The 22,501-nt window shown below is 72.0% G+C and carries 22 protein-coding genes; 8 read left to right on the top strand and 14 right to left on the bottom strand.

Features of this window, described 5'->3' with window-relative positions; genetic code table 11:
* Positions 1 to 50: 50 nt before the first annotated feature.
* Positions 51 to 428 carry a DoxX family protein gene (locus LDL48_RS03365; protein WP_225253481.1) on the bottom strand — a complete coding sequence of 126 codons (378 nt, stop codon included), beginning with the start codon at positions 426 to 428 and terminating at the stop codon, positions 51 to 53.
* Between the two features lie 65 nt (positions 429 to 493).
* Between LDL48_RS03365 and LDL48_RS03360 the strand changes: the two genes are divergently transcribed.
* Positions 494 to 805, top strand: coding sequence for an ester cyclase (locus LDL48_RS03360; RefSeq protein ID WP_225253480.1), 312 nt, complete (start codon positions 494 to 496; stop codon positions 803 to 805).
* A gap of 67 nt (positions 806 to 872) precedes the next feature.
* Here LDL48_RS03360 and LDL48_RS03355 read toward each other — a convergent pair whose 3' ends face one another.
* A complete protein-coding gene (locus LDL48_RS03355) occupies positions 873 to 1,100 on the bottom strand; it encodes a hypothetical protein (RefSeq protein WP_225253479.1) in 228 nt (75 codons plus the stop codon).
* A 171-nt stretch (positions 1,101 to 1,271) separates the two neighbouring features.
* On the opposite strand from LDL48_RS03355, the gene LDL48_RS03350 reads away from it, so the two are divergent.
* A complete protein-coding gene (locus tag LDL48_RS03350) occupies positions 1,272 to 2,204 on the top strand; it encodes a MerR family transcriptional regulator (RefSeq protein WP_225253478.1) in 933 nt (310 codons plus the stop codon).
* Positions 2,205 to 2,231: 27 nt separating this feature from the next.
* Here the strand turns inward: LDL48_RS03350 and LDL48_RS03345 are convergent, their stop codons facing one another.
* Positions 2,232 to 3,173 carry an alpha/beta fold hydrolase gene (locus LDL48_RS03345; protein WP_225253477.1) on the bottom strand — a complete coding sequence of 314 codons (942 nt, stop codon included), beginning with the start codon at positions 3,171 to 3,173 and terminating at the stop codon, positions 2,232 to 2,234.
* A 136-nt stretch (positions 3,174 to 3,309) separates the two neighbouring features.
* On the opposite strand from LDL48_RS03345, the gene LDL48_RS03340 reads away from it, so the two are divergent.
* Positions 3,310 to 4,257 carry a helix-turn-helix transcriptional regulator gene (locus tag LDL48_RS03340; RefSeq protein ID WP_225253476.1) on the top strand — a complete coding sequence of 316 codons (948 nt, stop codon included), beginning with the start codon at positions 3,310 to 3,312 and terminating at the stop codon, positions 4,255 to 4,257.
* Between the two features lie 22 nt (positions 4,258 to 4,279).
* On the opposite strand, the gene LDL48_RS03335 is transcribed toward LDL48_RS03340, so the two are convergent.
* From LDL48_RS03335 to LDL48_RS03300, 8 genes are all read right to left on the bottom strand, one after another.
* Positions 4,280 to 5,347 (bottom strand): tartrate dehydrogenase, encoded by a 1,068-nt coding sequence (locus tag LDL48_RS03335; RefSeq protein ID WP_372472036.1) that lies wholly within the window; start codon positions 5,345 to 5,347, stop codon positions 4,280 to 4,282.
* A 5-nt stretch (positions 5,348 to 5,352) separates the two neighbouring features.
* Positions 5,353 to 7,008, bottom strand: a complete 1,656-nt coding sequence (locus LDL48_RS03330; protein WP_225253474.1) for an SLC13 family permease — start codon at positions 7,006 to 7,008, stop codon at positions 5,353 to 5,355.
* Between the two features lie 6 nt (positions 7,009 to 7,014).
* A complete protein-coding gene (locus LDL48_RS03325; protein ID WP_225253473.1) occupies positions 7,015 to 8,337 on the bottom strand; it encodes an FAD-dependent oxidoreductase in 1,323 nt (440 codons plus the stop codon).
* A 63-nt stretch (positions 8,338 to 8,400) separates the two neighbouring features.
* The gene (locus tag LDL48_RS03320) at positions 8,401 to 9,432 is read right to left on the bottom strand and encodes a LacI family DNA-binding transcriptional regulator (protein WP_225253472.1); all 1,032 of its coding nucleotides are present in this window, start codon (positions 9,430 to 9,432) and stop codon (positions 8,401 to 8,403) included.
* Between the two features lie 46 nt (positions 9,433 to 9,478).
* Positions 9,479 to 10,315 (bottom strand): carbohydrate ABC transporter permease, encoded by an 837-nt coding sequence (locus tag LDL48_RS03315; protein ID WP_225253471.1) that lies wholly within the window; start codon positions 10,313 to 10,315, stop codon positions 9,479 to 9,481.
* Complete coding sequence (locus LDL48_RS03310) at positions 10,312 to 11,247, bottom strand: carbohydrate ABC transporter permease (protein WP_225253470.1); 936 nt, start codon at positions 11,245 to 11,247, stop codon at positions 10,312 to 10,314. The genes LDL48_RS03315 and LDL48_RS03310 overlap by 4 nt, the downstream gene beginning before the upstream one ends.
* Positions 11,248 to 11,258: 11 nt before the next feature.
* Positions 11,259 to 11,594: a hypothetical protein gene (locus LDL48_RS03305; RefSeq protein WP_225253469.1), complete on the bottom strand. Its 336-nt coding sequence runs from the start codon at positions 11,592 to 11,594 to the stop codon at positions 11,259 to 11,261.
* Complete coding sequence (locus LDL48_RS03300) at positions 11,552 to 12,403, bottom strand: ABC transporter substrate-binding protein (protein WP_225253468.1); 852 nt, start codon at positions 12,401 to 12,403, stop codon at positions 11,552 to 11,554. Before LDL48_RS03300 ends, LDL48_RS03305 begins: the two co-directional genes overlap by 43 nt.
* 151 nt (positions 12,404 to 12,554) lie before the next feature.
* On the opposite strand from LDL48_RS03300, the gene LDL48_RS03295 reads away from it, so the two are divergent.
* The 4 genes from LDL48_RS03295 to LDL48_RS03280 are packed head-to-tail and all read left to right on the top strand — an operon-like array spanning position 12,555 to position 17,915.
* Positions 12,555 to 14,543, top strand: a complete 1,989-nt coding sequence (locus LDL48_RS03295) for a beta-galactosidase (RefSeq protein WP_225253467.1) — start codon at positions 12,555 to 12,557, stop codon at positions 14,541 to 14,543.
* A 28-nt stretch (positions 14,544 to 14,571) separates the two neighbouring features.
* Complete coding sequence (locus tag LDL48_RS03290) at positions 14,572 to 16,119, top strand: glycoside hydrolase family 53 protein (protein ID WP_225253466.1); 1,548 nt, start codon at positions 14,572 to 14,574, stop codon at positions 16,117 to 16,119.
* 60 nt (positions 16,120 to 16,179) lie between these two features.
* Positions 16,180 to 17,031 (top strand): alpha/beta hydrolase, encoded by an 852-nt coding sequence (locus LDL48_RS03285; protein ID WP_225253465.1) that lies wholly within the window; start codon positions 16,180 to 16,182, stop codon positions 17,029 to 17,031.
* Positions 17,028 to 17,915 (top strand): RNA polymerase subunit sigma-70, encoded by an 888-nt coding sequence (locus tag LDL48_RS03280; protein WP_225253463.1) that lies wholly within the window; start codon positions 17,028 to 17,030, stop codon positions 17,913 to 17,915. Before LDL48_RS03285 ends, LDL48_RS03280 begins: the two co-directional genes overlap by 4 nt.
* A gap of 4 nt (positions 17,916 to 17,919) precedes the next feature.
* On the opposite strand, the gene LDL48_RS03275 is transcribed toward LDL48_RS03280, so the two are convergent.
* From LDL48_RS03275 to LDL48_RS03265, 3 genes are all read right to left on the bottom strand, one after another.
* Entirely contained in the window at positions 17,920 to 18,651 is a 732-nt protein-coding gene (locus LDL48_RS03275; RefSeq protein ID WP_225253461.1) for a hypothetical protein, read from the bottom strand.
* A 233-nt stretch (positions 18,652 to 18,884) separates the two neighbouring features.
* Positions 18,885 to 20,123 carry an ROK family protein gene (locus tag LDL48_RS03270; protein WP_225253460.1) on the bottom strand — a complete coding sequence of 413 codons (1,239 nt, stop codon included), beginning with the start codon at positions 20,121 to 20,123 and terminating at the stop codon, positions 18,885 to 18,887.
* Between the two features lie 120 nt (positions 20,124 to 20,243).
* Positions 20,244 to 21,026 carry a DeoR/GlpR family DNA-binding transcription regulator gene (locus LDL48_RS03265; protein WP_225253459.1) on the bottom strand — a complete coding sequence of 261 codons (783 nt, stop codon included), beginning with the start codon at positions 21,024 to 21,026 and terminating at the stop codon, positions 20,244 to 20,246.
* A 117-nt stretch (positions 21,027 to 21,143) separates the two neighbouring features.
* Between LDL48_RS03265 and LDL48_RS03260 the strand changes: the two genes are divergently transcribed.
* Positions 21,144 to 22,451, top strand: a complete 1,308-nt coding sequence (locus tag LDL48_RS03260) for an alpha-glucosidase/alpha-galactosidase (RefSeq protein WP_225253457.1) — start codon at positions 21,144 to 21,146, stop codon at positions 22,449 to 22,451.
* Positions 22,452 to 22,501 lie beyond the last annotated feature (50 nt).

Here is a 22,501-nt window from a genome sequence, read left to right as displayed (position 1 = left end):
CCGGACCGGCGTTCCTCGCGGGCCTTCCTCGCGGGCGGCCGAACTCGCGGTCAGCTGAACGGGTATGGCCCGAAGCGGCCCCACGCCACCACCGCGGCCAGGATCAGCAGCACCGCGTTGACCGCGATCAACGGGTACTCCTTGCGGCGGGCGTGCACCACCGCCGCACCGATCATCACCAGAATCAGGCCGAGGGCGGCCAGCGGCACCAGCACCGGGGCGATGTCCAGCAACGCCGGCAGGATCAGGCCGATCCCGGCCAGCACCTCCAGCGCGCCGATCAGCTTGACCGTCCCGGCGCTGAACTCCGGCGCCCAGCCCATCCCGGACGCGGCCAGCTGCTCCCGGGACCGGAGCAGTTTCATGGCGCCGGAAGCGACGAAGGCGACCGCCAGCACGGCGGCGATGATCCACAACACGGTGTCCACGGCGTCTCCTACGCTCGACTGACTTCAACCCTTAACTGAAGGTACGCCGGGACGAGTGTGCAGTCATGGATCACCCGCCGCGACCACGCCGGGTGGAGAGCCGCGGCTGGGCACGTCCCGCGCGCACCGTCCCTCCACTGCCCGGGCGTGCCATCGTGACGGTGGAAAGGAGCACGCAATGCGCGAACAACTCGACGAGGTCAACCGATCACGTCGCGTGCCGGTTGAGGTTCGGCTGCACCCCGCAACGGCAGTTTCTCGGTATCGAGGCGGGCGGTCGTCGGGTTTCGTTCGGCGAGCACGTCTTCTACCGTTTCCGGGACAGCCGGATCGAACAGGTGTGGTCAGCTCACCGAACCGTCCAGCGCGTGACGTGATCAGCGGTGCGGAATCCGCACCGTCGCGGACCCGGGGCCTGCGGCTCCGCGACGGCCGTGTGCGGGGTCATCGCGCGGGACTGGCCCGGCGCCCGCCGCGCCACCGGGTGGCGTACGGCAGGACAAAGAGGTAGAGCCCGGTGAACAGGAGCAGCGCCAGCGGGAACAGTGGCAGATAGGAGACCCAGACGACCGGGTCTTCCTGGGCCAGCGCGACCGAGGTGACCACGACCGTCAGCGTGAAGATGATGGCCAGCCAGCGGTGGATCTGCCGGACCCATTTGTTGCCGTTCATCGGAATCTCTCCCTCGGGGACGAGCAGTCGGGGCGGGTGCCTTGACGACGGTCACGCTATGTGCGGTGCGCCGGGGGGCGCTTCTTGATTCCTGACCATTCGCCGATCCGGCAGGACTGTGTTCCTGGCCGCGGTGGCACCTGGCTGGGCTGTTGCACATGCCGTAGCGGCATGTGGTGGGGTCGGGGCACCACAGCACGAAAGGCTCTGTCTGCGATGTACCCCTCCCACACGCCTCCCCGGCAGGTCAAGATCGGTGATGCCGCGGCGTTCGCCGGGATCACCCCACGCGCCATCCGCCACTACCACGAGATCGGTCTGCTGCCGGAGCCCGAGCGCGGCGGGGACGGCCGCCGCCGCTACGGCTATGACGACATGATCCGCCTGCTGTGGATCCGCAGGATGGCTGATGCCGGTATCAGCCTGGACGACATGCGGGCCGCCTTCGGCGAAGCCCGGGACGAAGCGGGAGACGAAGCCCCGGACCAGGCCCCGGACATCGAGTCGGTCCTGAGCAGGCTGGAGGAAACCTTGGCGGCGCAGGAGGCCGCCATCAAACGCCGGCGCGCGGCTGTCCAGCGCCTGCGGGCGGTGGGCAGCCCGCTGGGGCTGCTCTCCGAACTGGTCACGGACCGGCTCAGCCACCTGCCCCCGGGCGCGTTGCGGCCCTCCGATCTGGACGCCCTGCTGGTCACAGAACGGATCTTCGGGCCGCTGGGCGCCGCCATCCAGGCCGGCAGGTTCATCGTGCTGGCCACCCACCCCGACCTGCGGGCCGAGGACGACCGTCTGGAGGCGGCCGAGGCCGCCCTCGACGACGGCGTCGAACCCGACGACCCCCGCGTCGACGAGCTCGCCGTCCAGCGATGCGCTCACGCGATGGCCCTGAATCAGGCCATCGAGGCAGCTGGTCTCGACGCGGCCGAGGAGAAGATCTTCGAGATCTACGACGCCGACCTGAAAGCGGAGGGCACAGAGATGAGTGCCGCCACCGCGATCACCAAGATGCCGTACGACTTCTCTCCCGCCCGGATGCGCTGCGTGGAACTCGCCGGACGGCTCGTCGGCGAGGCCCTTGCCGACGCCCACTCCGCGGGCAGCTGATCGATTCACCGGATCGGGTTCGGCGCTTCAGGCGTCCCACCGGGCCAGCCAGGTGAGCATCGCCCGGGTTGTCTCGTCCGGCATCTCCTGCTGGATCCAGTGACCGCAGTCCAGACTGACCACGTCCACCTGGGGCACGTAATCCGTCAGGCCGGCGGACCGCTGGATCGCGTCCCGGGCGCCGTAGATCATCAGAGCGGGCCGGCGGACGATCGGGTCCACGTCCGCCAGCAGGTGCCAGTTGCGGTCGAGGTTCCGGTACCAGTTCACGCCTCCGGTGAATCCCGACGAGGTGAACGCGGAGACGAAGACGGCCAGTTCGCGGTCGCTCATCACGGGCTCGCCGAGGGGGGTTTCCGCCCTGGCGAGATTGATCAGTGCCATGCCCGGCTGAGGCTCCGCGGGCGGCACGTTCTTCCGGTACAGGTTGCGAAGGAAACGGGCGGGGTCCTCGTCGAACACGGCGTCCGCGACGCCCGGCCGGCGGTTGAAGTGGACGAAGTAGAAGTCGTCGCCGAACACCTCCGCCATGACCTCGATCCAGGGTCGTGCTCCGCGTTCCTGGTACGGCAGGCTCAGGTTGATCACCTTGTTGACGCGCTTCGGATGCAGCAGGGTCAGTCCCCAGACGACCATGGCGCCCCAGTCATGACCGACGAAGGTGGCGTCCGCGTACCCGTAGTGATCGAGCAGGGCGACGAGATCGCCGGACAGGTGTTCCAGGTCGTAGTCCGTCACCTCGGCCGGGCGGGACGAATGGCCGTAACCCCGCTGGTTCGGGACGATGACGTGGTAACCCGCCGCGGCGAGGGCGGGCACCTGATGACGCCAGGAGAAGGCGTGTTCCGGCCAGCCGTGACAGAGCACGATGGGCCTTCCCCGATGGTGTCGGCCCGCCTCGAAGACCTCCAGTTCCACCCCGTTGACGGAAATGAGGGTGGGCTCGGGAAAATCGGCTGAATCGAACATTGCTTTCCTATCCATCTTTTCGGCGTGCGGGCCGACACGGCCGTGGGTAGCCGGGCCCGTCGGTGAGCTGATGCCGCCATCCTGCCGACCGAAACCGGTCACCTCGTGACCGGTTTTCTGTGACAGTGTTGCCGGCGTGCGAACCGACCGGCTGGTGGCCGTTCTCCTGCTGCTGCAGCAGCGTGAGCAGGTGACCGCGGCGGAGGTCGCCCGGGAGCTGGAGGTCTCCGAGCGCACCGCCCGCCGCGACCTGGACGCGCTGGCCATGGCCGGGGTGCCGGTGTACTCCCTGCAGGGCCGGGGCGGCGGCTGGCGCCTCATCGGCGGCGCCCGCACCGACCTGTCCGGGTTGACCGCGGGTGAGGCCCGCGCCCTGTTCCTGGTGGCCGGTCCGGCCTCGGCCGCGACGCCGGCCGTGAAGACGGCGCTGCGCAAGCTCGTCCACGCCCTGCCGGAGCCCTTCCGGGTGCAGGCCGAGGCGGCGGCGTCGGCGCTGGTCCGGGACCCGCAACGATGGGGGGCGAGTCGGGTCGAGCACCCGGTGCCACGCTTCCTCGACGACCTCCAGGACGCGGTGATCCGGGGCGTCCAGGTGCGGCTCGGCTACGTCGACGGCAACGGCGCCGAAACCGGCAGAACCGTCCACCCGCTCGGCATCGTCGCCAAGGGCCCGTCGTGGTATCTCGTCGCCCACACCGAGGCCGGCCGGCGGACCTTCCGGATCGACCGCGTGTCGTCCGCCGACCCGACCGGCGAACCCGTGCACCGGCCCCGCGACTTCGACCTCGCCGAGAGCTGGCGGGAGATCGCCGACGAGGTCGAACGCCGGCGGACGCCCCTCGAGATCCAGGCGCTATGCGTGCGCCACGCGCTGAGCCGGCTCCGGATGGTGCTCGGCGACCGGCTCGTGGTGGGCGGCGCCACCAGCGACGGCCGCGCCGAGGTCGTGATCCGCGGCTACAACGAGTACGCGCTCGCCGGCGAGCTTGCCGGGCTGGTCGAGTGGCTCGAGGTGACCGGCCCGCCGGGTGTGCGCGACCGGCTGGCCTCGATCGGCGCCGCGCTGGTCGAACGGTACGGCTGACGCCGGCCCGGACCGGAGCGGTTCACCGGCGGTCCGGCCCGCTCAGCCGGTCCCGCAGGGCGGCCACCACCGTCGCGGTGTCCGCGGTGCCGCCGAGGTCGCGGGTCCGCGTCTCCGGCGCCGCCAGGCAGGACTCGATCGCCGCCAGGACGTCCGCCGCGGCCCGTTCGTGCCCCAGATGGTCGAGCATCATGGCGGCCGACCAGACCGCGCCGACCGGGTTCGCCACGCCCTGCCCGGCGATGTCCGGTGCCGAGCCGTGCACCGGCTCGAACATCGACGGGTACGCGCCGGTCGGGTCCAGGTTGGCCGACGGCGCGATGCCGATGCTGCCGGCGACGGCGGCGGCCAGGTCGCTGAGGATGTCGCCGAACAGGTTGGACGCCACGATCACGTCGAACCGCTGCGGCTGCAGCACCAGCTTCGCGGCGAGCGCGTCGATGTGTTCGGCGTCGCAACGGACGTCGGGGAACCCGGCCGCGCGCTCGGCCAGCACCTCGTCCCAGAACACCAGCGTGTGCACGATGCCGTTGGACTTGGTCGCCGAGGTCAGGTACGACCGGCGCCGGCGGGCCAGGGTGAAGGCGTAGTCGGCGATCCGGGTCACGCCGGCGCGGGTGAACACCGCCTCCTGCACGGCGAGTTCGTCCGGGAAGCCGCGGTTGAGCCGGCCGCCGATCTCGCTGTACTCCCCCTCGACGTTCTCCCGCACCACGACGAAGTCGACCTCGCCGGGCCGGGCGTCGCGCAGCGGGCTGGCGACGCCCGGGAAGACCCGGATCGGGCGGAGATTGACGTACTGGCGGAAGGCCCGGCGGATGGGGATCAGCAGACCCCAGAGCGAGACATGGTCGGGTACGCCGGGCCAGCCGACCGCACCGAGCAGGATCGCGTTGTACGGGCGCAGCCGCGCGATGCCGTCCGGGGGCATCATCGCGCCGTCCCGGGCGTACCGCTCGCAGGACCAGTCGAACTCGTCGTAGTCCAGGGCGATGCCGTGCCGGGTGGTGACCGTGTCGAGCACCGCGCGGGCGGCGGCGGTCACCTCACGGCCGATGCCGTCGCCGGGTATCACCGCGATCCGCTGCACGGCCGTCATCCGATCCCCACGGCGGCCACCATCAGCGGCAGGAGCAGCAGGATGAGGATCGCGCCGAGGACGTCGAACGAGATGCCGGAGCGGATCATCGTGGTGATCGGTACCACGCCGGAGCCGTAGACCACCGCGTTCTGCGGGGTGGACACCGGCAGCATGAACCCGAACGACGCGGCGAACGTGGCGGCCAGGGCCGGCACGAACGGGTCGTTCCCGGTGGCGATCGCGATCGGGATGATGATCGGGACGACCACCGCGGCGGACGCGGTGTTGCTGGTGGTCTCGGAGATGACGATGGCCAGCACCACGGCGAACGCGGTGACCGCGAACATGCTGGACAGTCCGAGCGCGTCGGCGCTGCTGTTGCCGATCCGCTCGGCCAGGCCGGTGTCCTCGAGCAGCGAGCCGAAGATGATGCCGGTGCCGAACAGCACGATCGTGCCCCAGTCGATCCGGGCGGCGTCGCTCCAGTTCAGCGTGAACTCGCGTTGCCGCCAGTCGGTGGGCAGCAGGAACAGCAGGGACGCGCCGAAGACGGCCACGATGCCCTCGTTGAGCCGGCCGCTGACCGTCTCGTACACGGCCGAGTCGTTGCCGGCGATCAGCGCCACGATGCCCGGCACGATCCACAGCGTGACCGTGACGCCGAACGCGATCAGCGTGTTGCGCTCGGCCCGGGACAGCGGCCCGAGCTGGGCCCGCTCGGCGACCACATAGGACTCGACGCCCTCGATCTGCCGGATCTCCGGCTTGTTGAGCAGCAGCAGCACGAGCGCGAGGATCACGAACATGCCGAGGCAGATCGGGGCCGCGACGGCCATCCACTGGGCGAACGAGATGCGTTCCCCGGTGGCCTCCTCGATCAGCCCGCGGCCGATCAGGTTGGGCGGCGTGCCGACCGGGGTGAGCAGCCCGCCGACGCTGGCGCCGTACGCCAGCATGAGCATCAGCGCGGCACCGACGCGCAACCGGGTCGGGTCGAAGCCGGGTCGGACCACCCCGCGGTCCTGCATCAGCTTGGCGATCACCGAGAGGATGCCGAGCGCGGTGGGCAGCAGCATGGCGACCGTGGCGGTGTTCGACACGAACGCGGACAGCAGGCAGGTGATGGCGCCGAACGCGATGATCACCCGCGGTGTGGTGCGGCCGACGCCGGGCAGCGACAGCACCCGGAACGCGAAGCGCCGGGCCAGCCCGTGCTTGAGCATGGCCTGCGCCAGGATGAACGCGCCGATGAACGTGAACACGGTGGACGATCCGAACGGCGCCAGCACGTCGGCGGCCGGGGCGACGCCCATCATGACCACGAGGGCGACGCCGATCAGGCCGCCGATCGGGATGGGCACCGGCTCGGTGACCCACAGGACGATGACGCCGAGCAGCAGCCCGGCCAGGGTCTGCTGGCTGGGCGGCAGGTCGAGCGGCAGGGCCAGGAAGATCAGCGCGACGAGCGGCGCCAGGAAGAGCCCGACGGTACGGCGGTTGCGCTCGAAGCGTTCCTCGGCCGGTGACAGCTGTTGTTCGCCGAGGCTGCGGTAGGTGGCGCCGCCGAGCAGCGCGCCGTCGATGTCGGTCCGGGTCTCGGTGGCTTCGTCGGGTGCGGACACGGTGACCTCCCGCTGCGTCGCGTGGGCCCATCGAGTGATCTCGATCATCCGATGCTAGACCGGTCGCCACCCGCCGCGCACTACCCGAATCGCGATCGCCGGGCGCAGCAGCCGGGCCGGCGGGTCGACCAGATTGAGGACCCGCAGGAACGCGGCGCCCAGCACCGGGTCGCGCCGGGCGGCGGCGTGCAGCCGGTGCACGTACGCGTTGATGAACCTGATCTTCGGGGTGCGCCGGCCCTGGACCGCCGGGAAGCGCAGGTCGGTCCCGACCGCGATGTCCCACGGCCCGTCGATGATCCGGGCGGCGCCCCGGAAGAACCGCCGCCACAGGTCGGTCCGGCCGGTGCGCAGCAGGTCCCGGAGCAGCACGGCTTCCGCGGTGGCGACCGTGATGCCCTGGCCGTACACCGGATTGAAGCTGCACAGCGCGTCGCCGACGACCAGGTGGCCGGCCGGGAAGCGGCGCAGCCGTTCGTACCGGCGGCGGACGCTGGCCGGGAACCGCATCCGCACCGGCGGGCCGATCGGGGTGGCGTCGTGGACCAGTTCGGTGATCTCCGGTACCCCCAGCGACTCGGCGAACCGCAGGTATCCGTCGGGGTCCAGGGGTGGTTCGTCGCCGAGCACGCCGCACAGCGCGACCGCGAACGTGTCGTCCTCCTGGGCGGCGACCACTCCGGTCCGGGGCCGCTCCGGCACCGCGTTGGTGAGCGCCCCCAGCCGCCCGCCGAGGTGGTGCGGCTCGCGCCGGTAGAGGCGGGTGGCGTAGGTGATGTCGATCCTCACGCGCCGTTCCGGCGGCGCCGGGTACCCCAGCGCGGTGAGCCAGGCCGGGGTCCGCGAGGACCGCCCGCAGGCGTCCACCACCAGGTCCGCGTCGATCGGGTACGGCGCGCCGTCGCGCGGGGTGACCTGGACGCCGACCACCCGGGTCCGGTCGTCGGTGGTGCACAGCTCGGACGCCGCGGCGCCGCACCGGAACCGCACGTTGGACAGCCGCCGCACACGCTCCCGGACCACGTGCTCCAGCAGCGGGCGGCTGACCCCGACCCCGATCAGGCCGGAGTGCGCGCGGCGCATCCGGTAGCCGTCGTTGAGCCAGTGCACCTGGTGGTTGATGTCGACCTGCGGCGCGCCGCGCGCACCGAGTTCGTCGCTGAGCCCGTCGAACAGGCTGTCCAGGTCCTGACGGCCGCGGGCCAGCACGACGTGCAACTGCCGGGACTGCGGCACGCCCCGGCGCGGGCCGGGCCGCTCCGGCAGCTGGTCGCGATCGACGACCGTGACCGTGTCGTACACCTCGCTGAGCACCTTGGCGGTGGCCAGCCCGGCCAGGCTGGCACCGAGCACCACTGCGTTACGGACAGACTCCATCAGGCAACGCTAAGTGATGGGAGCGCTCCAATGCTCGTCGTATCGTGCGGTCTTCGGCGCCGGTCAGGCGGAGTCGCGGACCACCAGTTCGGTGGGGAGCAGGACCGCGGCCGGGTCCTCACCGTCCACCCGGGCCAGGAGCAGCCGCACCATCTCCGCGCTGAGCCGCATCCACGGCTGCCGGATCGTGGTGAGCGACGGCGTCGTGGTGGTGGCCACCTTGGAGTCGTCGAAACCGCCGACCGCGACGTCCTGCGGCACCCGCCGCCCGGCCCGGTGCAGCGCGGCGACCGCGCCGGCCGCCATCAGATCCGAGCAGACGAAGATCGCGTCCAGGTCCGGCGCCTGGTCCAGCAGCTTCGCGGTCGCCGCCTCGCCGGAGGCCTGGGTGTAGTCGCCGGACACCACCAGCGCCGGATCGGCGGCCCCGAGCACGTCGCGGTAGCCGTCCAGACGATCCACGCCGCCGGAGGTGTCCAGCGGGCCGGTGACGATGCCGATCCGCCGGTGGCCCCGGGAGCGCAGGTACTCGACCATCTGCCGCGCGCCGTCGCGGTCGTCCGCGGCCGCGTAGCTGACGTCGCGTTCGTGGCCGAGCGGGCGACCGCAGACCACCACCGGCAGGCCGCGTTCCTTCAGGTCGCCGAGCAGCGGGCTGCCCAGGTGGTTGGAGATCAGCAGTGCGCCGTCGACGTGACCGGCGGTGACCCAGCGGCCGATCCGGACCCGGTCGGCGTCGGTGGCCGCGACCGTGAGCAGCAGCGTGATGTCGTGGTCGGCGAGGACCTGGGTGCAGCCGCGCAGCAGGTTGTTGAAGTTCGGGTCCTCGAAGAGGCGGTCCTGCGGCTCGGAGAGGATGAACGCCACCGAGCCGGCCCGCTGGGTGACCAGGCTGCGGGCGTGCTGGTTCACCACGTACCCGGTCTTGCGGATGGCGCGCTCGACCGCCTCCCGGGCGGACCGGCTGACGTTGTGCCCGCCGTTGAGGAAGCGCGAGACCGTGCCCCGGGACACCCCGGCCACCGCGGCGACGTCGTCCATGGTGGGCCGCGCGGGTGAGATGCGGCTGCCGCGGGCGCGGTGGGGCTCGGTCACGGTCACATTCTGTCCGGTGCCCGCCGGGCGGCGCAGCCGGGAGGCGTCATCCCTTGACCGCGCCGGACATCAGGTCGACGCGCCAGAACCGCTGCAGGCTGAGGAACAGCGCGATCAGCGGCAGCACGGACAGCAGCACACCGGTGATCACCACGCGGTACAAAGCCGGCACGGTCTGACCCTGGTTGAGCAGCGTGAACAGGCCCACGGTGACCGGGAACCTGCGGTCCGAGGAGAGCATCACGAACGGCAGCAGGAAGTTGTTCCAGATCGCGACGAACTGGAACAGGAACACGATGACCAGGCCGGGCGCCATCATCGGCAGCGCCACCCGGCGGAAGATGGCCCACTCGCCGGCGCCGTCGGTGCGGGCCGCCTCGACCACCGTGTCCGGCACCGCCGCGGCGGCGTAGATCCGGGCCAGGTAGATGCCGTACGGGCTGATGATGCTGGGCAGCAGCACGGCCCAGTAGGTGTCGGTGAGGCCGGCCTCGGCGAGCAGCAGGTACTGCGGGATCGCCAGCGTCACCCCGGGCACCAGCACCCCGGCCAGCAGGATGGTGAACAGCGCGTCGCGCCCGGCGAAGCGGAACTTGGCCAGCGTGTAGCCGGACAGCCCGGAGACCAGCGCGGACAGCGCGCCGCCGACGCCCGCGTACAGCACCGTGTTGAGCAGCCAGCGCCAGTACAGGCCGCCGCCGTACCCGGACAGGTCCGTCAGGTTGGCCACCAGGTCCCCGCCGGGGGCGAAGGTGAACGTGGTGAACAGCGACGAACCGCTCTTGGTGGCGGCGACCAGCACCCAGAGCACCGGTAAGAGGCAGTAGACCGCGCCCAGGACCAGCACCGCGGTCGGCAGCCAGGCGGTGCGGGCTCGCCTCACTGCTGCTCACCGCCGAACGAGCGGCGCCCGGCCAGCCGCAGGAAGCCGACCGACAGGACCAGGGTGACCAGCGCGATCAGCACCGAACTGGCGGCGGCGGAGTAGAGGTCGTTCTGCGCGAACGCGTCCCGGTAGACCTTCATCAACGGCGTCCAGGTGGAGGAGATCGAGTTGGTCAGCGAACGCACGGTCAGCGGCTCGGTGAACACCTGCAGCGTGGCGATGAGCGAGAACACCGTGGTCATGATCAGCGCCGGCACCAGCAGCGGAATCTTGATGCGCCAGGCCAGCTGCCATTCGCCGCACCCGTCCAGGCGGGCCGACTCGTACAGCTCCGGCGGGACGGCGCGCAGCGCGGTGTAGAGCACGATCATGTTGAAGCCGACGCCGCCCCAGACCCCGATGTTGACGATCGCGAACAGCACCGAGTCGCCGCTCAGCGGGTCGGCGGCGGGCAGCCCGAACCGGCCGGCCAGGTCGGTGAACGGGCTCACCGCGGGCAGGTACAGGAAGCCCCACAGCATGCTGGCGATGACGCCCGGGACCGCGTACGGCAGGAAGATGGCCAGCCGGGCGAACCGTCGCAGCCGGACCCGGGGCCGGTCCAGCAGCAGCGCGAACAGCAGCGCGAGACCGAGCATGGTGGGCAGTAGCAGCGCGCCGTAGGCGAGCACCCGGACCGCGCTGCTCCACAGTTCCGGATCGGACAGTGCGGCGCGGTAGTTGGCCAGGCCGGCGAAGATCTCGGTACGGGAGCCGCGCCCCAGACCGAGGCCGCTGACCTTGACCCGGCGGAGGCTCAGGTACACCGCGTATCCGATCGGCAGCAGCAGGAACAGGGTGAAGAGCAGCACGGCCGGTGCGAGGAAGAGGTACGGCACCCCGCGGGACGCCGTACCTCTGCGCGACCGGCCGCGGACGGCCGATGTCATCGGTTCTCTCCTCAGCTGGTGACCGTGAAGCCGTTCTTCCGCATGTCGGCCACGGTGGCGGTCTGCATGGTGTCGAGCGCCCCGGCGAACGGTGTCCGCCCGGTGATCGCCTTGCCGAAGGCGTCCTTGTAGACGTCGTAGGTGACGTTGACGTTCGGGCCCCAGGTGAAGCCGCCGGCGGTGTCCGCGATGGCCTTGGCGGTGGCGTAGAAGTCCTTCTGCTGACCGAAGAAGGCCGGCGGCTGCTGCAGCAGCCTGCTGGACTGGGCGTCGCGGGCGGCCGGGTAGATGCCGCTCTGACCGATCAGCAGGTCGGTGGCGGCCGGGTCAGGACGCCGGGCGCCCACACCGCGCTGGGCCAGGCGAGCAGCGTGCCGTCGTTGAGGGCCTTGTTCCACTCCGGGGTGTACATCGGCCGGTTGTCGATGACGCCGTCGCGTACCAGGCCGTGCCAGTAGTCGGCGACCTTGCGGGTGGCCGGGTCGTTGACGGTGACCTTCCAGGACTCGCCGTCGACCGCCCACCACGACGCGCCGGCCTGCTGCGCCAGGCCGGCGAACCAGCCCGGGTCGTTGGCCGAGAACGTGGTCAGGAACTTCTTCGGGTCCTTCCGCCGGAGGGTACGGGCGGTCTGCGCGAACTCGTCCCAGGTCTGCGGCACGGTCAGGCCGTACCGGCTGAACAGGTCGGCGCGGTAGTAGAGCATCATCGGGCCGGAGTCCTGGGGGATCGCGTACACCGCGTCGGTGCCGAGCGTGACCTGCTGCCAGACGCCGTCGGCGAACTTGTCGCGCACCGGGCGCGCCGGCTCCGCGATGTCGGCCAGGACGTCGTTGCTGACCAGCGTGGGCAGCGCCTGGTACTCGACCTGGGCCAGGTCGGGCGGGTTGCCGGCCCGGGCCGCGGTGAGCAGCTTGGTGACGATGTCGCCGCCCCCGGCCTGCTTGCTCAGCGTGACGTGGATGTCCGGGTTGGCGGCGTTCCAGGCGTCGACCGTCTTCTCGATGTTCGGCGCCCAGGACCAGAACGACAGTTCGGCCTTGCCGGTGGAATCGGCCGCGGTGCCGCCGCCGCCGGAGTCGCCGGTGCAGGCGGTGGTGAGTCCGGCGGCGAGCAGGGCCGCGAGGAGACCGGCGCCGAGTTTCGAACGCTGCATGGGGAGTCCTCTGCCGTATCGACTGTGAGCGCTCCCAGCCTCGTGGTCCACTTTGGTCGTGTCAAGGCCGCGTTTTTCGCCGAACACAGCAGCTCAGTCCTGTGTAATCATCCATGGATGACGTTGTGAGCGCTTACAGTTCGGAGTCCACATGGCGCTGATCCCCGGCCTTGACGCGATCGCCTACGGCGGCGACTACAACCCCGAACAGTGGCCCGAGCAGGTGTGGAAAGAAGACGTCGAGCTGATGCGCGAGGCCGGGGTCAACCTGGTCAGCGTCGGCGTGTTCGCCTGGTCGATGCTGGAGCCGTCCCCCGGCCGGTACGACTTCGGCTGGCTGGACCGCAACCTCGACCTGCTGCACCGGGCCGGCATCGCGGTCGACCTGGCCACCCCGACCGCCGCGCCACCACCGTGGTTCCTGCACCGGCACCCGGACGCGGCCCCGGTCACCCACGACGGCACCCGGCTGGGCGGCGCCGCCCGGCAGAGCTTCTGCCCCAGCTCCCCGGCGTACGCACGGGCCGCGGCCGGGATCACCGAACAGCTCGCGCGCCGCTACGCCGGCCACCCCGCGGTGGTGCTCTGGCACGCCCACAACGAGTACGGCCAGGCCAACGCGACCTGCTGGTGCCCGGTGTCCGCGGCGGCGTTCCGGGACTGGCTGCGCGGGCGGTACCGCGACCTGGACGCGCTCAACGCGGCCTGGGGCACCGCGTTCTGGAGCCAGCGGTACGGCGACTGGGCCGAGATCCAGCCCCCGGTCCTCGCGCCCACCGCGGTGAACCCGGCCCAGCAGCTCGACTACGCCCGCTTCTCCTCGGACGCGCACCTGGCGAACTTCCGCCGCGAGCGGGACCTCCTGCACCGGCTCGCCCCGGGCGTGCCGGTGACCACCAACTTCATGCTGGCCAACTGCAAGAACATCGACTACTGGCGCTGGGCCGGCGAGGTCGACCTGGTCGCCAACGACCACTACCTGCAGGCCGAGCGCGCCGACAACCACATCGAGCTGGCCCTGTGCGCCGACCTCACCCGATCGGTGGCCGGCGGGCGGCCCTGGCTGCTGATGGAACACTCCACGTCCGCGGTCAGCTGGCAGCCCCGCAACGTCGCCAAGGAACCCGGCGAGCTACGCCGCAACAGCGTCGCGCACCTGGCCCGGGGCGCCGACGGGGTGATGTTCTTCCAGTGGCGGGCGTCGCGGTCCGGCGCGGAGAAGTTCCACTCCGCGATGCTGCCGCACGGCGGCACCGGGACCCGGATCTGGCGCGAGGTGGTGGAGCTGGGCGCCGAACTCGGCCGGCTGGGCGTCCTGCGCGGCACCACGGTCACCGCGGACGTGGCCCTGCTCTGGGACTGGGAGTCCTGGTGGGGCCTCGAACTGGACTGGCGGCCGTCGCGGGAGCTGGCGTTCCGGGAGCGGCAGGAGGCGTTCTACGAGGCACTGTGGCGTGACCACCGCACCGTCGACTTCGTTCACCCGGAGGCCCCGCTGGCGTCGTACCCGCTGGTCGTGGCGCCGGCCAGCTACCTGCTGACCGCGACGGCCGCGGAGCACCTGCACCGGTACGTCGACGGCGGCGGGACGCTGCTGGTGTCGTACTTCTCCGGCATCGTCGACGAGCACGACGCGGTGCACCCCGGCGGGCATCCCGGCGCGCTGCGCGACCTGCTGGGCCTCACCGTGGACGAGTTCCTGCCGCTGCCGGCCGGCGCCCGGGTGCGGCTGGACGACGGTCGCACCGGGGACGTGTGGAGCGAGCGCCTCGTGCTCCGCGGGGCGCAGGCGCTGGCGGACTACGCCGACGGCCCGGCGGCCGGACAGCCGGCGATCACCCGGCACTCCTCCGGCCGGGGCCGGGCATACTACGTATCCACCCGCCTGACCGGTGCGGACCTGGCCGCGCTGACCGGTACGGCGGCACGGGAGGCCGGGTTGCCCGCGCCGGTGGACCTGCCGGACACCATGGAACTGGTGCGCCGCCGCGGGGACGCCGGCACGTTCCTGATCGCGGTCAACCACGGCGACACGGACGCCACGGTCCCCGGTTCCGGCGTCGAACTGATCAGCGGCGCACCGGTCGCGGGCGGGTTCCGGGTGTCCGCCGGCGGGGTGCGCGTCCTGCACGAGTCGTGACCGCCCGCTACGGATCAGGGAGTCCACCATGCACCGTCGACCGGTCCTCGTCCTGTTCACCGCCGCCGCCGTCGCCCTGTCCGCAGCCGCGCCGGCCGCCGCTTTGGACGTACCCCTGGCGAATCCGGGTTTCGAGTCCGGAGCCGACCAGGAACCCGCCGGCTGGACCGAGACCGGCGCCCGGACGGCCGGGTTCACCGAGGCCGGCGGGCATACCGGAACGACCCACCTGACCCACTACGCCGGCACCGCGTACCGGATCACCACCAGCCAGACCGTGACCGGCCTCGCCCGCGGCAACCACACGCTCAGCGTGCGGGTCCGGTCCGCGGGCAACCAGCCGGACGCGTACGTCGGGCTGCGCGACTGCGGCGGCGCCGACCAGCGGGCGGCCGTTCCCCGCACCGGCGCGGAATGGGTCCGGCTCGCGGTCACCGCCCGGGTCGGCGCCGGCGGCCGGTGCACCGTGACGCTGCACTCCGACGCCGAGGCCGGCCAGTGGACCAACTTCGACGACGTGCGGCTCGCGGCGACCGGGAGCGCACCCGGCACCCCGCTCGCGATCACCGGAGCCGACGTCTCCCACGTCAGCAAGAACGAGGCCTACGGCGCGGTGTACCGCGGCCCCGGCGGCGCCCGCCGCGACCCGTTCCGGCTGCTCGCCGCGAACCACGTGGACCACATCCGGCTCAAGGTGTGGGTCGACCCGCCGGACGGCTACTCCGACCTGGACGACGTACTGGCCAAGGCGCGCCGCGCCCACGCCGCCGGGCAGGAACTGCTGATCGACTTCCACTACTCCGACGCCTGGGCCGACCCCGGCAAGCAGAACAAGCCGGCCGCCTGGGCCGGGCTGGACTTCGCCGGACTACGGCAGGCCCTGTACGACCACACGTACGCCACCCTGCACGCGCTGCGCCGCCAGGGCACGCCCGCGGACCTGGCGCAGATCGGCAACGAGATCAACGGCGGCCTGCTCTGGCCGGACGGACGCTGGGACAACTGGGACGGGCTGGCCGCCCTGCTGACCGCCGGCAGCACCGCGGTCAAGGCGGCGTCGCCCCGTACCCGGGTGGTCCTGCACCTGGCCGAAGGCGGCGACAACGCGGGCCACCGGTGGTGGTTCGACCAGGCCACCACCCGCGGCGTGCCGTTCGACGTCATCGCGGTCTCGCACTACGTCTACTGGCACGGGTCGCTGGGCGCGTTGCAGGCCAACCTGATCGACCTGTCCACCCGGTACGGCCGGCCGGTGCTGGTGGCCGAGACCGCGTACGGCTTCACCACCGCCGAGAACGACCACCAGGCGAACATCTTCAACGCCGGCCTGGCCGAGGCCGGCGGACATCCGGCGACACCACGCGGGCAGGCCGACGCGCTGCGGGACATCCTGACCGTGGTGGCCGGGGTGCCGGGGGCGCTGGGGGTCTTCTACTGGGAGCCGACCTGGACCGCGGTGCCAGGTGCCGGTTGGGATCCGGCCGACCCGGCGTCCGGGGACGGGTGGGAGAACCAGGCGCTGTTCGACTACCGCGGGTATGCGCTGCCCGCGCTGGCGGTCTTCCGGCGATTCTGAGCACGGCGGCCCGTGCTGCCGGGACCGATTCCTTTGCGGCCCGGCCGGGGTCTACCCATCATGACCACGACGACGAGCGACCCGAACCGCGCACGGTGGGCGGCGCTGGCCCGGGACGAACCGCAGACCCCGGCCTGGGAGACACTGGCCACCGACCCGGACGGCGTAGCGACGGTGCGGGTGGAGACGCCGGCCGGACTGTGGCTGCGTCCGCCGGACGCCCCGGCCGGGCCGGTGATCATGGCAATCCACGGCGGCGGTTTCGTCAGCGGGTCGGCGGCGACTCATCGCCGGATGTTCGGTCACCTGGCACGGGCCGCCGGGGTGGAGACGTTCGCCGTCGAGTACGGCCTGGTGCCGGAGCACGTGTTCCCCGGTCAGCTCGACACCGTGACGGCGGCCTACCGGTGGCTGCTCGGCCGCGGAGCCGGTCCGATCGCCGTGGCCGGCGACTCCTGTGGTGCGACGCTGGCGATCGGCCTCGCGGTACGCCTCAGGGCGGAGGATCTGCCGATGCCGGCGTCCTTGTTGCTGCTGTCGGCATGGACCGATCTCGAGGCCGACGGCACCTCGTACGACACGGGCAGCGATCCGTTCTTCACCCGGGAACTGGTCCGTGGGCTGGCGGCCGACTACCTGGCCGGGGCGGACCCGCACGACCCGCTGGCGGCGCCGATCCACGCCGATCCGCGCGGGTTGCCGCCGGCGTACCTTCAGGTCGGTGCGGAGGAGGCGCTGCTGGACGACAGCAGACGGCTGGCTCGGCGGATGCGGGCCGCCGGTGTCGAGGTCCGGCTCGACGAGTTCCCCGGCCAGGTCCACACCTTCCAGATGGCGGCCGGTCGCACGAGCGTGGCCGATGAGGCGGTCCGGGAGGCGGGATCATGGCTGCGGTCGACACTGGTCCGGTGAGCGATTTCGAGCGGGGGGCGGCCCATCTGCGCGGCGAGTTGCTGGCGCACAGTTACCGGATGCTCGGGTCCTGGCACGAGGCCGAGGACGCGGTCCAGGAGACCTACCTGCGCGGCTGGCGCGCCTGGGACGCCTTCGAGCAGCGGTCGTCGGTGCGGACGTGGCTGCACCGCATCGCGACCAACGTGTGCCTCAACGTGGCCCGGGATCGGGGCCGGCGCGCCCTGCCGTCGGGCCTCGGCGCGCCCACCGGCGACGGGGACGGGCCACCGGACGTGCTACCGCCGCAGACGTGGATCGAGCCGTTCCCCGGGGACCGCGCCGACCTGCGGCTGGCATTGGTCGCCGCGATGCAGACGCTGCCGCCCGTCCAGCGGGCCGTGTTCCTGCTCCGCGACGTGCTGGCGTTCCCCGCCGCCGAGGTGGCCGAGATCATGGACATGTCGGTCGGCGCCGTGAAGAGCAGCCTGCAACGCGCCCGGACCCGGCTGGCCGAGGTCGATCAGGGTCCGGACGACGTCGTCGAGCCCCGTTCCCCGCAGGCGCGGCGGCTGCTCGACGCGTACGTGACCGCGTTCGAGACGGCGGACGTCGAAGCCCTGATGGCGGTCGTCCGGGTGGATGTCACGCTGGAACTGCTGCCGAACCGGCAGTGGTTCGCCGGCGTGGCTGATTGTTCCCCGGTATTCGCCATGGCGGTCGGCCGCCCCGGCGACTGGCGGATGGACCGCGTGATCGTCAACGGCCAGCCCGGGGTCACCGCCCATCTGTACGGGCAACCGTATGGCATCGCGGTGCTCGACGTCCGCCACGACGGCATCGCCGGGGTGACCGTCTTCGGCGACCCGGCGCTCGCGGATGGGTGGGTGGGCGTGGACAGGTAGCCGGTTACTCGTCGCGGGCGGCGTGTGCTCCGACCGGTACCGCCTCGGTGTCGGAGCCCTGCCGCTGCGCCGGGACGGCGGGCCGCTCCGCGTTCTCGTCGTCGTCGTCCTGAGCGGGTTCCGGACCCTGCACCGGCCCCTGCGCGGCGACCAGTTCCCGCGGCGGGGCCGGCTCCTCGTCCGCCTCCTGGCCGGGCAGGTCCGCCGCCACCTGGGGCTGGTCCACCCACAGCGCACGCATCTGGCCCTGCATGAAGGCGGTGAGCCGGGCACGGTACTCGTGGTCGAACCGCTCGAGCGCCTCGATCTGCTGCTGCAGGCCCTCCCGCTTGGTGCCGAGGCTGCCGACCACGTCGTCGTACCGCTGCTGGGCCTGCAGCCGCAGGTGCTCCGCGTTGGCCCGGGCCTCGGCCGCGATGGCCTCGGCCTGGGCGCGGGCGTCGGCGACGATCTTGTCGGCGTTGCGCCGTGCGTCCTCCGCCCGGGCGCGTTCCTCCCGGGCGGCCTGCTCCGCCGCGGCCCGCGCCTCGAACAGCACCTTGTCGGCCTCGCGGCGGACGTCGTGCGCGTGCACCTGCGCGTCCCGGGCGATCTGCTCGGCCGCCGCGAGGGCGTCGGTACGGATCTTGTCGGCCTGCTGGTGTGCGGTGGCGACGTGCTCCTCGGCGGTGCGCTGCGCCAGGGTCAGGACGTGCAGGGCCTGGTTCGGCAGACCGCCGGCGTTCGGCATGACCATTGCGTGCTCCGACGTCTCACTTTCCGGGGTGGTCCCTGCAAACATCACTTTGACGCGATCCTTCATCCGATTGTCGGTCACGGGAGACCTCCGTCGAGACCCGTAAGCGGCCGGGCCACCAAGCCATGATCGCGGCATGCTACCAACCCGATACGGCGGAAAGCGAGACTCAATCGGATTGTCCGGTGGCCCCGATGATGCCCCGCCGAACCGGCATTTTCGCAGGTGAAGCCCTATTTTCCGGCAAGCGCGACACGCCGGGCGGCGGCTGCGGCGTCGCGGGTTTCCAGCGGCGTCTCGAGCAACGCGGCGAATCCCAGCTCGGCGGCGCCCACCAGCGTGCTGTCGTCGCCCAGCCCGGCGGTACGCAGCCGCACCCGCTCCCGGGAGACCGGGAGCACGTTCGTGGCGATCCGGCGGCCGACCTGCTCGGCGGACCCGCGGTAGACGTCGCGGAGCATGCCGCCGAAGACCACCATGCCGGGGTTGAACAGGTTGATCAGGTTCGCCACGCCGATGCCGAGCCAGTCCCCGATCCGCTCCACCGCCCGCCGCGCCGCCGGCTCGCCCGCCGCCGCGGCGTCCACCACGGCCCGCACCGCCTCCCGGCCGGTCAGCTCCGGCGGACGGCCGGCCGCGTCCAGCAGGGCCCGCTCCCCCACCTCGGCCTCCAGGCAGCCGTGCGACCCGCACAGACACAGCCGCCCGTCGTACGGGTTGACCACCATGTGGCCCAGCTCGGCGCCGTACCCGCCGTCGCCCCGGACCAGCTCGCCGCCGGCGATGACGCCGCCGCCCACGCCGACGTCGCCGTGCAGGTAGATCAGGTCGCGGACCCCGCTGCCGGCCCCGCGCAGGTGTTCGGCCAGCGCCCCCAGGTGTGCCTCGTTGCCGACCCGCACCGGCAGGCCGAGCGCCAGTTCGCGACCCAGGGCCGTACCGAACGACTGGTCGACCCAGCCCAGGTCGGGGCCGTACCGCACGGTGCCGTCGGCCGGGCGGATCAGGCCGCAGTACGACGCACCGAGCCCGGCGCACAGCGCGTCGGCGGGGGCCGCGCGGTGCAGCGCGCGGCCCAGGTCGCCCAGCACCGCGACCACCGTGTCCAGGTCGGGCCCGCTGCGCGGGCGGACCGCCTCGCGCCGGTCCAGCACCGCGCCGCCGAGGGCCACCCGGGCGGCCACCAGCCGGTCCACCGCGACGTCGAACGCCAGCACGTAGATCCGCTCACGCGCCGGGCGGACCACCAGCGACGGCCGGCCGGCCCCGCGGGTTCCGGCGGGTGGGTCCTCGTGCACCAGGCCGGCCGAGCGCAGGTCCGCGATCAGCGCCAGCACGGTGCTGCGGTTGACGCCCATCCGGTCGGCCAGTGCGGTGCGGGACGTCGGGCCGGCCAGGTGCACGTGCCGCAGCAGCGCACCCAGGTTGCGGCGGCGCGGGTCCTCCGGGACGCGGCCGGGGTCGTGGGCCATGCGACTCCTCGCCGGACGAGACACCTCCGGTGCGTCCCACCGCCGCACCGGGTCGATGCCGCAATGCTGCGCGACCGGCGGCGGGACCTCAAGTCCCGGGGCGGCCACCGACCGCCCGGCTCACCCGCCGGCGACCACGACCTCGGTGCCGGCCCGCCGGATCGCGTCCACCCCGGCCGCGTCCGCGCTGGTGTCGGTCACCAGCAGGGCCACGTCGGTGATCGGGCAGATCCCGGCCAGGCAGACCTTGCCCACCTTGGAGCCGTCGGCCACCACGATCACCCGGTCGGCGCGGCGGATCATCGTGGCGTTCGTGTTCGCCTCGATCTCGTCGTGCGTGGTGAGGCCGCCGCGGGCGCTGATGCCGTCCACGCCGACCACCGCCACCGCCATGTTCAGCCCGGCCAGGGCCTGGTCGGCGATCGGCCCGACCAGCTCGTACGACTGGGTACGGGAGACGCCGCCGGTCATGATCAGCTTCAGCCGCGGCCGGAGCGCCAGTTCGGCGGCGATGTTGAGGGCGTTGGTGACCACGGTCAGGTCGACCCGCTCGGCCAGCAGCCGGGCCAGCAGGTGCGTGGTGGTGCCGCCGGTGAGCCCGAGCGTGAGCGGGCCCTTGGGCAGCAGCTCGGCGACCTTCTGGGCGACCAGCGCCTTCTGCTCGCGGTGCTGGCCGACCCGGTAGCGCACCGGCAGCTCGTAGGCCACGTCGACCGCGACCGCACCGCCGTGGGTACGGGAGAGCAGCCGTTGATCTTCCAGGGTCTGCAGGTCGCGCCGGATGGTGGCGGGCGAGACCGCGAACTCGTCGGCAAGGTGACCGGCATCCACCGAACCGTGGCTGGCGACCCGCTCCAGGATCGCCGACACCCGGTCGGCCCGGCGTAACGAACTCGGTGGCATGGCTTCTCACAAGATCGATCGATGCGCTTGATCAAACGCGCAGTCACTGTAGTTCGTTTTCAAGCGATAGGCCAGTTTTCCTTGCGCGTTCGCGACACAACCGCGAACAATCCCGCCATGACAGTGATCGCCTTCCTCGGCGCGGGCAGCGTCGTCTTCACCCGTGAGCTGCTCGCCGACATCCTTTCGTTCGACGAGTTGCGGGGCGTCACGCTCGCCCTGCACGACATCGACGACGAGCGGCTGGAGACGGCCGCCGCCATCGCCCGGCGTACCGCCGAGCAACTCGGCGCCGATCCGGTGATCCGTACCAGCCTGGAGCGGCGGACCGTGCTGGACGGCGCGGACTTCGTGATCAACGCGATCCAGGTGGGCATGCACGAGGCCACCGTGCGCGACTTCCGGATACCGGCGAAGTACGGCCTGCGCCAGACCATCGGCGACACGCTCGGCGTCGGCGGCATCTTCCGGGCGCTGCGCACGTTCCCGGTGCTGGCCGGCATCGCCGCGGACATGCGCGAGCTGTGCCCGGACGCCTGGCTGCTCAACTACACGAATCCGATGGCGATGAACGTCGGCTATCTGGCGGCGATCGCGCCGGACCTCAACGTGGTCGGCCTGTGCCATTCGGTGTACTGGACCGTGCACGACCTCAGTGCCCTGCTCGGCGTGCCGGTCGACGAGGTGGACTACACCGGTGCCGGCGTGAACCACCAGTCCTGGCTGCTGCGTCTCGAACACCGGGGCGAGTCGCTGTACCCGCGGCTGGACGCGCTGCTGGAGTTCGACCCGCAGCTGCGCCGCCGGGTGCGGATGGACATGTACCGGCGGCTCGGCTACTTCCCCACCGAGACCAGCGAGCACTCCAGCGAGTACGTGCCGTGGTACCTGCACGACGACGCGGAGATCGAGCGGCTGCGCATCCCGGTCGGCGACTACCTGCGGATCAGCGCGGAGAACGTCGCCGAGTACCACGCCACCCGTGCCTCCGTGCTGGCCGGCGAGCCGCTGGACGTGAGCCGGGACGCCACCGAGTACGCGCCGCAGATCATCCACAGCGTCACCACCGGCACCATGCGCCGGATCCACGCCAACGTGGCCAACGCCGGGCTGATCACGAACCTGCCGCAGGGGTACGCCGTGGAGGTGCCGTGCGTGGTGGACCGGCTCGGCGTGCGGCCGGAGCGGGTGGGCGACCTGCCGGTGCAGTGCGCGGCGCTGAACCGCGCGTTCGTGAGCGTCGGCGAGCTGACCGTGCGGGCGGCCGTCACGGGCGATCCGCGGATGATCCGGCAGGCCGCCATGGTGGACCCGAACACGGCCGCCACGCTGGGCGTGGAGGCCATCTGGGCACTGTGCGACGAACTCGTCGAGGCACACGGCGAGCTGCTTCCCGAGTCGCTCCGCGCGCCGGTCTCGGCCTGAACGCGCATCGTGGAATGCTCGTTTGGTGACGACATCTTGTTAAGCGAAAA

Origin of the sequence: Jidongwangia harbinensis (assembly GCF_020216025.1) — a bacterium.
In the GTDB taxonomy this organism is placed as follows: Bacteria; Actinomycetota; Actinomycetes; order Mycobacteriales; family Micromonosporaceae; genus Actinoplanes; species Actinoplanes harbinensis.
Note: the sequence above shows the minus strand (reverse complement) of the source record. Positions and strands in the feature narration are given on the sequence as shown.